This is a genomic window from Rhizobium sp. YS-1r (genome assembly GCF_000757525.1).
Taxonomy (GTDB): domain Bacteria; phylum Pseudomonadota; class Alphaproteobacteria; order Rhizobiales; family Rhizobiaceae; genus Neorhizobium; species Neorhizobium petrolearium.
Genome location: NZ_JPYQ01000022.1, coordinates 1 through 14,680, shown reverse-complemented (window position 1 = coordinate 14,680; position 14,680 = coordinate 1). Strand labels below are relative to the sequence as shown.

Here is a 14,680-nt window from a genome sequence, read left to right as displayed (position 1 = left end):
CCGGCCGCCTTTTTCTGCATACGATATAGAAAGACTGCATCACATGAGCAAAGCTCTAACCCTGACCGTCAATGGCCAAGATCATGACATCGACGTGCCGCTGACAACGCCGTTGCTCGACGTGCTGCGCAACCATCTGGGGCTGAAAGGAAGCCGCTATGGCTGCGGCTTGGAGCAATGCGGCGCGTGCATGGTGCTGATCGATGGCATGGCCACCTATTCCTGCAGTCGCGAAGTCGGCACACTCGCCGGCCGCGCCGTCACGACGGTCGAAGGTCTGGGCTCGGCGGCGGCGTTGCATCCGCTTCAGCAGGCCTTCCTCGACGAACAGGCGGGACAATGCGGCTATTGCCTGTCGGGCATGCTCATCGCGGCAAAGGCCTTTCTCGACCAAAACTCCCAGCCGACCCGATCCGAGGTCGCCGCCGCGCTGGATGCAAATCTCTGCCGCTGCGGATCGCATCCCCGCATCCTGCGTGCCGTGCTCAAGGCTGCGGCAAAGATGCACCCTCGGGTGGATTGATGACCGGGCTCACCTTCAGTCTCAAGGACAACCCACGGCTCGACCGCTGGCTTCGTTTCCAGGATGACCGTACCGTGCGGATAGGCACCGGCAAGGTCGAACTGGGCCAGGGCGTCCTGACGGCGCTTGCCCAGATCGCAGCCGAGGAACTGGACCTCGACATCGGCCAGATACGGATGATGTCGGGCAACAGTATAGAAGGCCCAGCCGAAGGCTATACCGCGTCGAGCTGGTCGATCGAACATTCCGGTGCGGCAATTCGCGTCGTCGCGGCCGAAGTTCGCGCGCTCGCTCTGGCACGCGCCGCCCTGCGCCTCAATGCAGCCCCCGACGAGCTGACAATCGTTGAAGGCGCTTTCCTGAGGAATGGCGCACCGAGCGACATCGATTACTGGAGCATCGCCGGCGAGATCGACCTCTCCGCCGAAGCCACGGGCGCGGTTCCGCCGAAACCCAGGAGCACTTACCGCCTTGTCGGTACCTCGGTGCCGCGGATCGACTTGCGGGCCAAGCTGACCGGGTCCGGCTTCATCCAGGATATGGCGCTACCCGGAATGCTGCACGCCCGCACCTTGCGCCAGCCCGGCCGCGGAGCGACCCTGATCGGCCTGGATGAGGATGCCATCCGGCGCAGGGCCGGAGCCGATGTCCAGATTGTGCGCATCGACAACTTCGTGGCCTTTGTCGGTGTCGACGAAACGGCCGTCCGCACTGCGGCCATGGCCGCGGCAGAGTATGCCGTCTGGGAAAATACCCGAGCCTTAAACCCCGAACAGGCGATGCCCGACTGGGTCGCATCGCAGCCTTCAATTGACCAGCTTATTGGAGATCCGCTCCCCGAGCCGGCGCCAGACCGCGTCTCCGCGCGCTTCACTCGCCCCTTCCTGTCTCACGGCTCCATCGCCCCCTCCTGCGCAATTGCACTTTACCGCGATGACATACTGACTGTCTGGTCGCATGCCCAGGGCATGCATCCGTTGCGGGAAAACATCGCAAAGACCGTCGGCCTGTCTCTCGACAAGGTCGCGTGCCACCATATGCAGGGCGCCGGCTGCTATGGGCATAACGGCGCGGATGACGCAGCGCTGGATGCCGCTCTCGTGGCCCTTGCGCTTCCCGGCCAGCCGATCCGCCTCATGTGGCGGCGCGAAGAGGAGTTTGGCTACGAACCGCTCTCCTCCGCCATGGCGGTTACCGTACATGCGGCGCTCGACCCGGCGGGCCGTCCCGTCGACTGGACGACAGAAATCTGGAGTGCCACCCATGGCCAGCGCCCCGGCGTGGGGGGAGCCTATCTGCTCGCAGCCGATGCGTTGAAGGAGCCGCCGCCGGAACGCAGGCCTTTCGATATCCCCCTGGAACGTGGCGGCGGCGCCACCCGCAACAGCATTCCGCTCTACGACATGGATGCCAAACGGATAGACCTGCATCTGATCCATGACGTGCCGGTGCGGACCTCGTCGCTGCGAGGCCTGGGGGCGACTTTGAACGTTTTCGCCATCGAGGGCCTTCTTGATGATCTGGCAGTACGCACAGGCGAGGACCCCCTCTCCTATCGACTGGCCATTCTTTCCGACCCGCGCGCCCGCCGTGTTCTGGAAAAAGCCGCAGCTATGGCGGACTGGTCGTCACGTGACGCCGGCGGCGCCGGAAGCGGGCTGGGCCTTGGGTTGGCCCGCTACAAGAATTCTTCGGCCTACGCTGCCGTCGTCGCCTCGGTCCAGGTTGACGAAGCAGTGCGCGTCACCAACGTCTGGTGCGCCGTGGATGCAGGCCTCGTCATCAATCCCGACGGACTCGTCAACCAGATCGAGGGCAACATTGTCCAGGCCATCAGCTGGGCATTGATGGAAGAAGTCCGCTTCGGCCCGCAGGGTATCGCAAGCCTTGACTGGGAAAGCTATCCGGTCATCCGGTTTTCGGACATGCCTGAAATCAGCGTTGAGCTTGTCGAGGCCGGAGAGCACCCGCCGCTCGGCGTCGGCGAATGCGCCGGCGGACCGACTGCCGCCGCGATTGGCAATGCGGTTGCCCATGCGCTTGGCACCCGCATCCATGATATGCCGATGACGCGAGACCGGATCATGACTGCCCTGATGGCATGAAGCGCGCGAGCGGCACGGTAGATGGCTCTTGGGGCATCCCAGAATGCTTCCTCGAGCGGATAACAGGGGGAGTTCAAGATGACTGATGGACTTGCGGTTTCGGGTAAGACTTCGGAACTGACGGGCGAGTTGATCCTGTTCCATAGTCCAGGCGCCTGTTCGCTGGCCCCACACATCGCGTTGGAGGAAACGGGCAAGCCATTCAGACCCGTGGAAACGCTTCTGTCGAAGAACCAGCACCTCACGCCGGAATACCTTGCCGTCAACCCTCGCGGCAAAGTGCCGGCGCTTGTCGCGCAGGACGGCCGGGTGATCACGGAAAACACTGCCATCTTGACATATATAGGCTTGACCAATCCGGAAACCGGCATGTTTCCGACCAATATCGTCGAGCAAATGCAGTGCATCGCACAGATGGCCTGGTTCTCGAACACCCCTCATATCTTCCAGCGCGCGAAGTTCCGGCCTTACCGCTTCGCCGATCGTGAAGAGGCGTATGAGGACATTCGCGCCAAGGCGGTATCATCCTATTGGGAGAGCATGCAGGAAATCGACAGCCTTATTGCCGGCAACACGTGGATCATGGGGAACCGGTACACCGTGGCGGATCCCTACGCACTTGTCTTCTACGGCTGGGGCAGGACCAACGGGTTGCCGATGGACACGCTGAAGGATTTCACGAGACACATGAACCAGATGCTCGAGCGACCAGCCGTAAGATCTGTGCTGGAGCGGGAGAACAATCCTCACTTTAAATAAACGCGCCTTCTCGTCTCATGCACTCGATAACGGGGGCAATCTTCTGCAATTTGTCATCCGATGAAAGGCCGCCCTCATCACTCTGGAAGCGGGATGTGCTCATTCCGGTCGTCGACCGGAAGATCGAAGCGGCCCTTGCCCCAGTTTTCGGCGCGCCACTCGGCCTTTGCGGCTTCGATACGCTCCTGCGACGAGGCAACGAAGTTCCACCAGATATATCGGGGTCCGGCGAGTGTCGCACCGCCCAGGATCATCAGCCGCGCGCCTCTCTCGCCAGCCGCGACCGTAATCTTGTCGCCTGGACGGAAGACCATCATCTGAGGCGCTTCGTACTCCTGACCGGCTATCGAGATCGTGCCTTCGACGATGTAGATGCCCCGGTCTTCATGGTCGTCCGGCATTGGCAATCGGCTTCCCGCTTCAAGCGTTACGTCGGCATAAAATGTCTCGGACAGCATCGTGGCAGGCGCACGCTTGCCATACGCGTTTCCAAGGATAAGCCGAACCGAGACCCCATTGTCCTCGATTGTCTGCAGCGCCTCCTTGCCATGATGTTCGAATACGGGCGCCATATCCTCGTGGCTTTCGGGCAAGGCCACCCAGGTCTGAATCCCGAACAAGCTGTTCGGGCCGCTTCGCGCCGCCGCCGTGGTCCGCTCCGAATGGGTCACACCGCGCCCGGCAATCATCCAGTTCAACTCGCCGGGGCGGATGATCTGGTCCGCGCCGGTGCTGTCGCGGTGATGAAAATCACCGCGAAAAAGGTACGTAACGGTCCCCAGACCAATATGCGGGTGCGGCCTGACATCGACGCCTTGCCCGCTCAGGAGCTCGGCCGGTCCCGCCTGATCGAAGAAGATGAATGGTCCAACCATTTGCCGTTTTGACGCCGGCAAAGCGCGCCGAACCTCAAAGCCGCCAAGGTCGCGGGAGCGCGGAACGATGAGCGTTTCGATGGCATCGATGCCGACCTCGTCAGGACAGCCTGGTTCGATTGCAGGGTTCCAACTCATACGCGTTCACCTCTCCTCTTCGCCTGGCGATCCCCCACCCGCGTAGAGCGCAGGAGCCTTTGCATGGTCCAGGTGACTAACAGGTGAGCGCGATTACGACTAGCTGCACGGCGCGGAGAGCTGTGTCGCAAAAAGCGGAACGTGCAGTCGAAAGCATCGACTCCCTGCGCCTCACAAATGAAGATTTTTTTCGAACGATTCGACCAGGAACTCGGAGAGGATACGCACCTTTCGCGACGGGTGCGGGCTGGGCGGCCGCACGACGTAGACCCCACCCACCGGCAGCGGATAGCGGGTCATGATTGGAACGAGCGCGCCGGAGACAAGATAGTCATGGGTGACACAATCGGGGAGCCACGCAATACCAAGCCCTGCTGCGGCTGCACTGGCGAGCGCCGCACCGTTGTCGGACCTGAAACGGCCTTGCGGTTGTACAGTGATGATCTTCTCACCATCCATGAACCGCCACGTTTCGGCACCAACCAACGCTTGGTGGGCGACGATTTCGTCCGGTGTTTCAGGCGAACCATGTATTCTGATATAGTCCGGGCTCACCACCAGCTTGCCGTAGATCTGACCAACGCGTCTTGCAATCAGGTTCGAGTCGCGGAGGGCGCCGACCCGGATCGCGCAATCGAAGCCGTCCGCGATCAGATCGACGAACCGATCACTGTATTCGGCGTGGATCTGAAGCTGCGGGTGGTGGCGCGCCATCTCCGCAAGCACGGGCGCAAAATGCACCGGGCCTGATGTGAGCGGAAGGGCCACCCGCAGGCGCCCGCGAAGGTCGCCGGCAGGCAGTATCGTTTCTCGCGCAATGTCGATCTCCGCACAGACCCTTGCTGCATGTTCCCGAAACGTCGTCCCGGCTTCCGTGAGACCGGCGCCACGGGTCGTTCGCGCAAGAAGCTGGATGCCGAGCGCCCCCTCGAGCCGGATGAGACGCCGACTGACCATCGACTTGGATATCCCCAGTCGACGTGCTGCGGGAGAAACGCCCCCGGCATCGGCGACCTCGACGAAGGTCCGCAGATCTTCGATATCCATTCGGCTACCGCGCTTCCCGGATGATCGGCGCGACCTCAGTGCCAAGAAGTTCGATCGATCTCTTCATCGCTGCCGTATCGAGAGAGGCCGTGCTCATCTGGAAGGTGATGCGCGAAACGCCGCCAAGCGCTTCGCTGACCTGCAGCATCTTGGCTGCGACGGTCTTCGGGTCACCGACCAGGAATGCGCCCTCCGCACCTGCCATAGCTTCGAACTGCTGGCGCGTCGGCGGCGACCAGCCGCGTTCGCGACCGATCTTCGTCGTCAGTTGCGCCCATCCCGGAAAGAAGGCATCCTTCGCTGCCGCGCTGGTCTCGCCCACGAATCCCATCGCGTGGACGCCGACCTTGAGCTTCTCCGGACTGTGCCCCGCGCGCATGCCGGCCTCACGATAGAGATCGACGAGCGGACGGAAGCGCTCGAAACTCCCTCCGATGATTGCGATCATCAGCGGCAGGCCAAGCGCTCCGGCGCGCGCGAAGGATTGCGGCGTGCCGCCGACTCCGATCCATACTGGTAGCTGTGCTTGATGGGGACGCGGAAAAACACCTTGCCCTCTGAGGGCCGGACGGAAGCGACCTTCCCATGTAATATTGGTCGCCTCGCCAAGTTTGAGAAACAGGTCAAGCTTCTCCGCAAAAAGGTCGTCATAATCCCGCGTATCCAGACCGAATAGCGGATAGGCTTCCACGAACGAACCTCGGCCGACAACGACTTCCGCACGGCCTTTGGAAATCAGATCGAGAGTTGCGAACTCCTGAAAAACCCGCACCGGGTCGGCGGCGCTCAGAACGGTCACCGCGCTCGTCAATCTGATCCGGCTGGTCCGGGCGGCTGCCGCGGCCAGAATGACAGTTGGGGCAGAATCAAGAAACTCGCCGCGATGATGCTCACCTATGCCAAAGATATCGAGCCCGACGCGGTCCGCGACGACGACCTCCTCGATGAGTTCGGCCATACGCTCGGTCGCCGAAGGAAGCTTGCCTGTGGCCGGATCCGGGAGGATGGCTGCAAAACTGTCGATTCCGATTTCCATTTTTGGTCCCTGGTTGTTTATCAGTCTACGCCGGCGACTGACGCTGGAAATTCATCATGCGCACAATCAAGCCGGTGCTTCAGATACTTCGACCCGTCATGAAAAAGAGACAACGAGGTTCAACGCACCGTCCGGACTCTTGCGACACGTTCATCGAGAACCCCGTCATCTCGTTAGGTTTTAGTGCCCGCTTTGGGTGGTCGGCACCGGCGTGTTGAGAAGCTGCTGCTCCCAAAGATATGCGATACCGCTGCCGCCGAAGTGCTGGATGAGAATCTCGGTCAGCTCCTCGACATGCTCTGTGCGCGCCCAATCGCGTTGCCATTCGCCAGCAAGCGCCATCACGGTCATCACGTTCGCGCCGGCCGCAATCATTCGCTGGATGGCAACTTCGTGAGACTCCTTCGAAATCCCGCCCGACGCGTCGGTGATCACGGTCACGTCCCAGCCTTCGCCGGCGGCCTGGATGACAGGCATTGCGACGCAGACCTCGGTCCACAGGCCGGCGATGATCAACTGCTTGCGGCCGGTCGCCTTGACGACGTTCACCACATTCTCGTCCTGCCAGGTGTTCACCCAGGTGCGATCGATGACTTCCTGGCCAGGGAACACTTCGGTGATCTGCTTAAAGAGAAGTCCACCGCGCGCCGCGATCACGCTGGTCAGAATGGTCGGAATATTGAAGGCTTTTGCCAGCTTCGCCAGCGCGGTCGTGTTGTTGACCACCATATGAGGATCATGGCTGTTCAGGTTCGCCAGTTGGTAAGGCTGATGATCGATCAGGACGAGGACGGAATCTTCGGGGCGGAGAAGTGAGTCAAGGCCGTTACGAAAGGTCATGGTTTCATCCTATGTTGGCGGTTTATTGAAGCGCGTTTGCTCAAAAGACATGCGCCCTCCGAGGCGCTGCCGCGGGACGAAACTTGTCATTCCTGTTTGTGATGCGGTAGTCCTTGTCTGTGCTAAGCTGTGTCGCAGAATGAGGAACGCTGAATGGATATCGAAGATCTCCGGACATTCGTCGAAGTTGCCGATGCGGGAGGCGTCACATCGGCCGCGCTACGCCTTGGCATCTCCAAGTCGATGGTCAGCCGACGGCTTGTACGGCTTGAAGCAGAGCTTGGTGTCCAACTTCTGGCCCGATCCACACGCGGGGCTTCTCTGACAGAGGCGGGCGCAACCTTCCGCGACTACGCAGCGAGGATTTCAGCCGAAATCGATGTGGCAAGGGAAACCATCCTGCCGGCCGGTGAGCTCCGCGGCCGCTTGCGGCTTGCCGCACCGCTATCCTTTGGCCCTACGCATTTCGCAGCGGTGATTGCGCAAATGGCACGCCGCCATCCTCATCTCCAGATCCAGACCTGTTACAGTGATCGTTTCGTGGATCTGATCGCAGAAGGCTACGATTGCGCGATCCGCGTTGGCAATCTTCAGGACTCCAGCCTGATCGCAAGACGCGTCGGTCCCCTCTATGGGAGTTTCGTCGCAAGCCCTGATTACATCAAAATCCATGGTGCGCCGGAGACACCGGACGAGCTTGTCGCCCATCAGGCTCTTATGCAAGGCACGGAAACCTGGCAGGTGATGGATGGGGACAAGATTATAACCGTTCGCCCGCAGGGACGCTTCAAGGCCGACAACGGGGTTGCTCTCGCTGTCGCTGCAGTAGCCGGTTTGGGTATCGCCGCGCTCCCTGACGATCTCATAAAAGATTATCTCGCCTCAGGCGAATTGGTTCTGGTCATGAAACGCCATCCACCGCCCCCGGCCGGCATATATGTAGTCAGACCGCCGGGGCAGCGTCCTGCAAGAAAAGTCCGGGTGCTGACTGAGATGCTGATCGAGTGTTTCAACCACGGCCCGGAGTCGACAAGATAGCGCTACAGCTCTACTCCGTCTTCGGAAGACATGAGACCGAGTGCCGATATGCCAAAGGTCACGGTATCATCACGACGCGACCCAACGGTTTAGCTGTCTCTGCATACTCATGTGCCTTCGATGCATCGCGCAGCGGAAACACCCGGTCGATCACGACTTCCAGGCGCTTTTCCGCCGTTGCCCTGAGAAGTTCGTCAACCGTGCCATGCACGGCTGGCCTCTCGAACAGCGCCCCCATGAAGACGCCGTGAAGCGTCTGATTATTCTGCATCGGCTGCCAAAGTTCGACATTGAGCTCCCCGCCGCCGGCATTCCCGACGAACACGAGGCGGCCCTCGGGAGCAAGTGCGGATAGCGAGGCCTGCAAGGTCGAGCCAACTGGATCGATGACGAGGTCGACCCCGTCGCCGCCCGTCAACCGAAGAACCTCTTTGACCACGTCATTTTCCAGGCGGTCGAGGACATGTGACGCACCCAGCGCAGTCAGGCGTGCCTGTCGCTCGCCACCGCTCGCTACGGCGATCACGGTAGCACCCAGCCCGTGCGCCAGTAGGATAGCGGCCAGACCGACACCGCCGGCGGCAGCCTGGATCAGGATCGTCTCACCTTCACGCAGGCCGCCTCGAGTGATCAGACAATGATATGCGGTTCCGAACGAAATGGGCAGCGCGGCGGCTTGGCCCATCTCCAGACCATCCGGAACCAGCCATGTACGCGTGGCAGGCACCGACCAGAGTTCCGCATGCGATCCCAGCATATCGAAGGCAGCCACCCTTTCTCCGACTGACCGATCGCGAACATTTTCACCGATCGCCACCACGGTTCCGGCCGCAGCATAGCCGACGACCCAGTCGGACTGCTGTGGTGTCGATCGCCGGTTGATAAGGTCGCCACCCTCGATCGAAATCGCCTCGACAGCAATCAGGACATCATCTGGCCCACAGACGGGAGCGGGCACATCGACATATCTCAGGACCGCTGGAGGGCCAGGGTTGTTATAGACCGCGGCTTTCATGTGCATTTCCTTTGCGAAGAGTGAAGCGTGCCCCGCCTGATGCGTCGGGACCGTCCATCCATCGCGCGTCATCAAGCACGAGGTATGTCTACGCGCGTGGGTTGCAGGGAAAGGGAATGCCTGCGGCCGCGTCGCCACCTGCCAGGCCAGGCCGGTGCGACGCAGCATCAGGCTGTCTATTTCGACGCTGCGACTCCGCTTAGCGGCTCGGGGACGGGCCGAATGTGCAGGCGATCCCGTCCAGACATGGCGTCTCCTTGCACCTGCTCGGACAGTCGCTCATTGTCCCGTTGACGGACATCTTCGGCAGCTTCCTCCACATCAAGCTCGGCATAACCCAACGCTCGCAGGCCTTCCGCTCCCATCAGATAGGCGGATTCGACCGTCTCTCGGATCTGATAGTCCACGCCGGCGCGGATCAGATCCACGGCATGTCCGCGATCATAGCTGCGCACCAGAATCTTTGCCTGCGGAAATTCATGCTGCGCCAGTTCAGCGATCTGTATTGCGGCTTTGGGGTCGTCGATGCAGATCATCAGTGCCTCGGCGGAACCAGCCCCGGAGTGGCGCAGAGTATCAAGCCGGGTGCCGTCACCGAAAAAGACCTTGAACCCAAATCGTCCCGCCTCGCGGATACGGTCGGGATTCATGTCAATCACCGAGAGACTGACACCTTTGGAAAGCAGCAGTTGCGAAGCGATCTGTCCGAAGCGGCCGAAACCGATAATGAGCACACGTCCATTGAGATCCCGGGCCACCTCAACGCCCTCCATCGATGCCTCGCTTCGCAGCAGCCTGTCTGCCGCAATCATGAGAAGCGGCGTCAGGGCCATGGAGAAGATCACGACGGTGGTAAACAGTGCATTTTCGCGCGCATCAATCACGACGCCTGTGGTCGCGGCAGCGTAGAGCACGAAGGCGAACTCGCCGCCCTGCAGGAACATGGAGGTGCGGTGCAATGCCTGATGACTGGAACTGCCAAATGAACGTGCAACCGCATAGACCACGACGCCCTTTGCGACGGTGAAGGCGCACAGCATGGACAACAGAAACCACCGTTCCGCGGCAACCACGGAAAGGTCGAGCGACATGCCGACGGCCATAAAGAACAGGCCCATAAGCAGGCCGCGAAACGGCTCGATGTCGCTTTCGATCTGATGCCGGTAGCTGGAGCTCGACAGCATCACCCCGGCAAGGAATGCGCCCATTGCCATGGAAAGCCCAGCGCCGGCCATCAGCAATGCTGCTCCAAGCACGACCAGCAGCGCCCCCGCCGTCATCACTTCGCGCGTTCGCGCCCGCGCCAGCAGGGCGAAGAACGGGTTCAGGCCCCATCTTGATACACCCAAAAGAACGAGCAACGCGCCAAGCGCCAGCAAAACGTCCATCCATCCCGACTGTCCCTGGGACAGAGGCGACAAGAAGGCGACCACCGCCAGGAGCGGCACGATCATCAGGTCTTCGAAGAGGAGGATGGAGACCGATTTCTGGCCCTCGGCGCCGGAAATCTCGCCGCGATCCTGGAGGACCGACATGATGACGGCCGTCGAGGAAAGGACGAAACCTGCCCCGGCAATGAAAGCCACTGGGCCGGAAAGGCCAAAGACCAGCATGCCCGTCAGCGTCAGGGCTGCGGTTGTCACCGCCACCTGCATGAGGCCCAGTCCGAAGATCTGGCCACGCATGGCCCACAGCTTGTATGGGCGCAACTCCAGTCCGATGACGAACAGGAACATCACCACCCCGAGTTCCGAGAAATGCAAAATGGACAGGGCATCAGTGAACAATCCGATCACCGACGGACCAACAAGCACGCCGGCAGCAAAATAGCCCAGAACCGACCCAAGGCCGAGCCGCCGAAACAAGGGCACCGCGACAACCGCCGCCCCCATCAGGACGATCGCCGGCCCGATCGTCTGCCCCAAGCTCGCTTCAGCCATGCATTCGCCCTTCCGATCTCACATGCTTGAGCAGCCGGGCGCCGGCCAAAGATAGACCACGCCCCGCCATTCAGTGTCTTCACCGCGTTTGGTATAGTTGCAGTTTGAGGCTGAATAGCCTCCACATTCGCAAAACTATGTCGCAAAAAGCGGAACACACAACCCGTGGCTTCAGCAATACAACTCCGCAAAGTCGCGAGTACAACGATAAGAGTTGAGATGACCTAATTTACGGCACCCGGCTTTTCCACAAGGATTGGGGCACCGGCCAACCTTCGCCCGACCATCATCGAGCGACCACCAATTGCATTGCGCTTTCACGAAAGCGCTCCGCCGTCCACAGTGAGGATCGTCCCGGTGATCTGCCGGGCGGCAGGAGTCGCGAGAGGATCGCTGGACGTGCGCAGTCGCGGCAGGTGATCTGAACGGCCAGACAGCGATGTCGGCGATCCGACTGCATGATCTGCCGATTCGGAGGCGTGAGGCCAAATCCGTCCGGTGTTCCGCGTTTGGCGACACAGCTTCCCGTCATGGCGGACTATCGCATCGCTTGTCGAGATGCCATCAAGTCTTCCGACAACACTTGGGAGCATGTCTGCCGGCAGACCTAGACACTGCAAGGTCAGCCATGGACACACCCACGACCCTTCTAACCGCACATCCGTATATGAGCCCGTCGCCGAGGCCGCCGCGCGTGATCGCAACCTTCGCCTTTGGATTAAACGACGGAACGTCTCCATGCCTCCAATCTCTACCCCAGACCTGCCGCTCAGCCGCCGCGATGCCCTGAGCTCGGCCGCAGCACTTGTCGCAAGCTTCACATTCCTGCCGGGCATCGCGCGTGCCGACGAACCTGTTATCCTCAAACTGTCAGAAGGAGAACTCACCATGGGCTTTGTCACGACCGACGACAACGTTCAGATTTTCTACAAGGACTGGGGTCCCAAGGATGCACAGCCCATTGTATTCCACCATGGTTGGCCGCTCAGTTCCGACGATTGGGACGCGCAGATGCTTTTCTTCCTGTCGAAGGGCTATCGCGTCGTCGCGCATGACCGGCGCGGCCACGGACGATCGGAGCAGGTTGCCGAGGGGCACGACATTAATCATTATGCAGCCGACGCCTTTGCCGTCGCAAAAGCGCTGGATCTGCGGAACGCGGTTCATATCGGCCATTCCACCGGTGGTGGGGAGGTCGCACGCTATGTGGCACGGCATGGCGCACCGGCCGGCCGGGTGGCCAAGGCTATCCTCGTCGCCGCGATTCCGCCGCTGATGCTGAAAACCGACAGCAACCCCGAAGGCACGCCGATGGAGGTCTTCGACAGCTTCCGGTCGGCGCTGGCCAGCAACCGTGCCCAGTTCTTCCGCGACGTTCCGGCGGGCCCCTTCTACGGTTTCAACCGGGACGGTGCGACGGTCCATGAAGGCGTCATCCAGAACTGGTGGCGGCAAGGCATGATGGGTAGCGCCAAGGCCCACTACGATGGCATCAAGGCTTTCTCGGAAACCGACCAGACCGAGGACCTCAAGGCAATCTCCGTACCGACGCTGGTATTGCACGGCGAGGACGACCAGATCGTTCCGATCGCCGCCTCGGCCTCCAAGGCGGTCAAACTGCTGCCGAATGGAACCCTGAAGACCTACCCCGGTTATTCTCACGGCATGTTGACGGTCAATGCAGATGTGCTGAACTGGGACATTTTGTCGTTCATCGCCAACTAACGCGCGTGCGGGACAGGGCGCCATGCTCTGTCCCGCAGTTCAGTCGAGCCATCGCCCCCCGGCCCCGCGGCGCCGGGTCCGGAGGGGCATGCCGCATTCAATTCCCGCAGCCAATTTCGAAGGAGCTAGTCCATGACCGTTCACAGGTTCACCATTGCCGACGCAGCGCTCGAACGCTCGCCAGGGCAGGATGGCGACATCTTCACCGGCAACCTCCTCGACCAGCGTCACGGTGGGCCGGTCACCATCGGTTTCGGGCGCTATGGGCCGGCCCAGACCCTGGAAGAGACTATGGCCGTGCACGACACAATGGTGATCCTTGAAGGAAAGATCACCGTCTCCGACGGCCACAAATCGGTGACGGCAGGTCCCGGAGAGATCATCGCCATGCAGAAAGGCGACAGGGTGATGATCCGCTCCCACGAGGATGGTGCCGTCACCGCCTATGTGACCTATCCTCATTGGCAGCAGCCAGAGGCGTGATCGGCGACCGGTTACGCTTGGAAGAGGGCAGACCGCGTCGGGTGACAGCTTTCAAACCAATCGGACTGTGGATGTCGTCCTGCCAAACTCTCTGATGCCGAACAATCTAAGGCGGCCACGATGGCTGCACCGGTAGCGACAGCCCGCGCACCGACCTTTTCCGTCACTACGGCCGAAGCGATGATTGCGGGCGCAATAGCCGGCGAAGGAGCCGCCGGAAATCACCCGCTCAGTGTCGAGCCGAGGTCGAACTCGCCATCGATCTGCGGCAGAAACAGGCCGAACGCAAAACGGGCGAACCCATAACACACGGCAATCAGGCCAAAGCCCGTAGCGCCGATGCGGACAGTCGGAGTCATGACCGCGCCGCCTGAACAAGAAGTGCTGCCGCGGTCCGTGCGGCCGAAACCGCTTGGGAACTCATGTAAACCGCCGCGTGGGTTGCGCCTTCGAAAAGGATCATCACCTGCTCAACCAAGACTGGACTGTCGCGACCAATATCTGCCGCAAGGATTCGCGCACCCGCCTGCTGAACTCGGTTTTATGTGCCTTCACGGCCTTGTTGATCCCGGCGTCTCGCCGCCGGTCTCGGGCCGGGCGCGAAGAAACAGGCATCCCCGAGCGCCTTCGACGCGGATCCAGTCTTCCGGCGCGGAGAAGAGAAAATCCACGCTTTGTACATTGATGCGCCGCATGAACCGAGGGGCCGTTCGTTCAGCGCGGCGACCATGAGCTGCGCCTTGCTGCGGGCGTGCTTGTAGAGTGCCCGGCTTGACATGTCCGAAGCCTCTGTCGGTCGGTCCATTCCCGTTGCCACATATCCGTGCATAACGAGCCTCATTCAGCAATGATGACGAGATGTAAAGCGAACGTTTTACATCTCGGTGCACTTGGCAAGCGATGCAATTGCCTCTGCCAATCACTTGATTGGCGGGCCGCTGCTTCGCGCTTCAACGATAGCGTAGGGCAGTCGGGCCAGCGGGGACGATCCAGGCATTGGCAGTTGTGCTAGGAACGTCAGTCGTGGCTGTCTTGGTGAGAACAATCCCGGAAACGACAAAACCGCCCCTGGTCAGACAGAGGCGGTTATAGATTTATGCAGGAACTGGTTGCGGGGGCAGGATTTGAACCTGCGGCCTTCAGGTTATGAGCCTGA

General features: G+C 60.9%; 13 protein-coding genes. 6 read left to right on the top strand and 7 right to left on the bottom strand.

The annotated features are described in order from the left end of the window. The first annotated feature begins 43 nt into the window (after positions 1-43). The 3 genes from JL39_RS14955 to JL39_RS14945 all read left to right on the top strand — a co-directional run bounded on the left by JL39_RS14955 (position 44) and on the right by JL39_RS14945 (position 3,387). Positions 44-523 (top strand): (2Fe-2S)-binding protein, encoded by a 480-nt coding sequence (locus JL39_RS14955; RefSeq protein WP_037152482.1) that lies wholly within the window; start codon positions 44-46, stop codon positions 521-523. After that, positions 523-2,628 carry a molybdopterin cofactor-binding domain-containing protein gene (locus JL39_RS14950; RefSeq protein ID WP_037151979.1) on the top strand — a complete coding sequence of 702 codons (2,106 nt, stop codon included), beginning with the start codon at positions 523-525 and terminating at the stop codon, positions 2,626-2,628. The genes JL39_RS14955 and JL39_RS14950 overlap by 1 nt, the downstream gene beginning before the upstream one ends. A gap of 78 nt (positions 2,629-2,706) precedes the next feature. Beyond that, a complete protein-coding gene (locus tag JL39_RS14945) occupies positions 2,707-3,387 on the top strand; it encodes a glutathione S-transferase N-terminal domain-containing protein (RefSeq protein WP_052182878.1) in 681 nt (226 codons plus the stop codon). A gap of 77 nt (positions 3,388-3,464) precedes the next feature. On the opposite strand, the gene JL39_RS14940 is transcribed toward JL39_RS14945, so the two are convergent. The 4 genes from JL39_RS14940 to JL39_RS14925 all read right to left on the bottom strand — a co-directional run bounded on the left by JL39_RS14940 (position 3,465) and on the right by JL39_RS14925 (position 7,323). Further along, the gene (locus JL39_RS14940; RefSeq protein ID WP_037151976.1) at positions 3,465-4,400 is read right to left on the bottom strand and encodes a pirin family protein; all 936 of its coding nucleotides are present in this window, start codon (positions 4,398-4,400) and stop codon (positions 3,465-3,467) included. A 171-nt stretch (positions 4,401-4,571) separates the two neighbouring features. Further along, a complete protein-coding gene (locus JL39_RS14935) occupies positions 4,572-5,447 on the bottom strand; it encodes a LysR family transcriptional regulator (protein WP_037151973.1) in 876 nt (291 codons plus the stop codon). 4 nt (positions 5,448-5,451) lie between these two features. Further along, on the bottom strand, positions 5,452-6,483 hold the full coding sequence (locus JL39_RS14930; protein WP_037151970.1) for an LLM class flavin-dependent oxidoreductase: 1,032 nt from the start codon (positions 6,481-6,483) through the stop codon (positions 5,452-5,454). A 180-nt stretch (positions 6,484-6,663) separates the two neighbouring features. Continuing rightward, a complete protein-coding gene (locus tag JL39_RS14925) occupies positions 6,664-7,323 on the bottom strand; it encodes a hydrolase (protein ID WP_037151967.1) in 660 nt (219 codons plus the stop codon). A 153-nt stretch (positions 7,324-7,476) separates the two neighbouring features. Between JL39_RS14925 and JL39_RS14920 the strand changes: the two genes are divergently transcribed. After that, positions 7,477-8,361, top strand: coding sequence for a LysR family transcriptional regulator (locus tag JL39_RS14920; protein WP_037151965.1), 885 nt, complete (start codon positions 7,477-7,479; stop codon positions 8,359-8,361). 58 nt (positions 8,362-8,419) lie between these two features. Here the strand turns inward: JL39_RS14920 and JL39_RS14915 are convergent, their stop codons facing one another. Both JL39_RS14915 and JL39_RS14910 read right to left on the bottom strand, forming a co-directional pair. Continuing rightward, positions 8,420-9,376 (bottom strand): zinc-binding alcohol dehydrogenase family protein, encoded by a 957-nt coding sequence (locus JL39_RS14915; RefSeq protein ID WP_037151962.1) that lies wholly within the window; start codon positions 9,374-9,376, stop codon positions 8,420-8,422. A 176-nt stretch (positions 9,377-9,552) separates the two neighbouring features. Beyond that, positions 9,553-11,316, bottom strand: coding sequence for a monovalent cation:proton antiporter-2 (CPA2) family protein (locus JL39_RS14910; protein ID WP_037151960.1), 1,764 nt, complete (start codon positions 11,314-11,316; stop codon positions 9,553-9,555). A gap of 888 nt (positions 11,317-12,204) precedes the next feature. Between JL39_RS14910 and JL39_RS14905 the strand changes: the two genes are divergently transcribed. After that, positions 12,205-13,041, top strand: coding sequence for an alpha/beta hydrolase (locus tag JL39_RS14905; RefSeq protein ID WP_037152476.1), 837 nt, complete (start codon positions 12,205-12,207; stop codon positions 13,039-13,041). Between the two features lie 132 nt (positions 13,042-13,173). Further along, entirely contained in the window at positions 13,174-13,524 is a 351-nt protein-coding gene (locus JL39_RS14900) for an ethanolamine utilization protein (RefSeq protein ID WP_037151957.1), read from the top strand. Positions 13,525-13,745: 221 nt separating this feature from the next. Here the strand turns inward: JL39_RS14900 and JL39_RS32165 are convergent, their stop codons facing one another. Next, positions 13,746-13,883, bottom strand: a complete 138-nt coding sequence (locus tag JL39_RS32165; RefSeq protein ID WP_200883959.1) for a hypothetical protein — start codon at positions 13,881-13,883, stop codon at positions 13,746-13,748. Positions 13,884-14,680: the final 797 nt, after the last annotated feature.

What these genes read in the sequence shown, in the direction of transcription:
- JL39_RS14955 (WP_037152482.1), top strand. Translation starts at nt 44, where the DNA reads ATGAGCAAAGCTCTAACCCTGACCGTCAATGGCCAAGATCATGACATC.
- JL39_RS14950 (WP_037151979.1), top strand. Translation starts at nt 523, where the DNA reads ATGACCGGGCTCACCTTCAGTCTCAAGGACAACCCACGGCTCGACCGC.
- JL39_RS14945 (WP_052182878.1), top strand. Translation starts at nt 2,707, where the DNA reads ATGACTGATGGACTTGCGGTTTCGGGTAAGACTTCGGAACTGACGGGC.
- JL39_RS14940 (WP_037151976.1), bottom strand. Translation starts at nt 4,400, where the DNA reads ATGAGTTGGAACCCTGCAATCGAACCAGGCTGTCCTGACGAGGTCGGC.
- JL39_RS14935 (WP_037151973.1), bottom strand. Translation starts at nt 5,447, where the DNA reads ATGGATATCGAAGATCTGCGGACCTTCGTCGAGGTCGCCGATGCCGGG.
- JL39_RS14930 (WP_037151970.1), bottom strand. Translation starts at nt 6,483, where the DNA reads ATGGAAATCGGAATCGACAGTTTTGCAGCCATCCTCCCGGATCCGGCC.
- JL39_RS14925 (WP_037151967.1), bottom strand. Translation starts at nt 7,323, where the DNA reads ATGACCTTTCGTAACGGCCTTGACTCACTTCTCCGCCCCGAAGATTCC.
- JL39_RS14920 (WP_037151965.1), top strand. Translation starts at nt 7,477, where the DNA reads ATGGATATCGAAGATCTCCGGACATTCGTCGAAGTTGCCGATGCGGGA.
- JL39_RS14915 (WP_037151962.1), bottom strand. Translation starts at nt 9,376, where the DNA reads ATGAAAGCCGCGGTCTATAACAACCCTGGCCCTCCAGCGGTCCTGAGA.
- JL39_RS14910 (WP_037151960.1), bottom strand. Translation starts at nt 11,316, where the DNA reads ATGGCTGAAGCGAGCTTGGGGCAGACGATCGGGCCGGCGATCGTCCTG.
- JL39_RS14905 (WP_037152476.1), top strand. Translation starts at nt 12,205, where the DNA reads ATGGGCTTTGTCACGACCGACGACAACGTTCAGATTTTCTACAAGGAC.
- JL39_RS14900 (WP_037151957.1), top strand. Translation starts at nt 13,174, where the DNA reads ATGACCGTTCACAGGTTCACCATTGCCGACGCAGCGCTCGAACGCTCG.
- JL39_RS32165 (WP_200883959.1), bottom strand. Translation starts at nt 13,883, where the DNA reads ATGACTCCGACTGTCCGCATCGGCGCTACGGGCTTTGGCCTGATTGCC.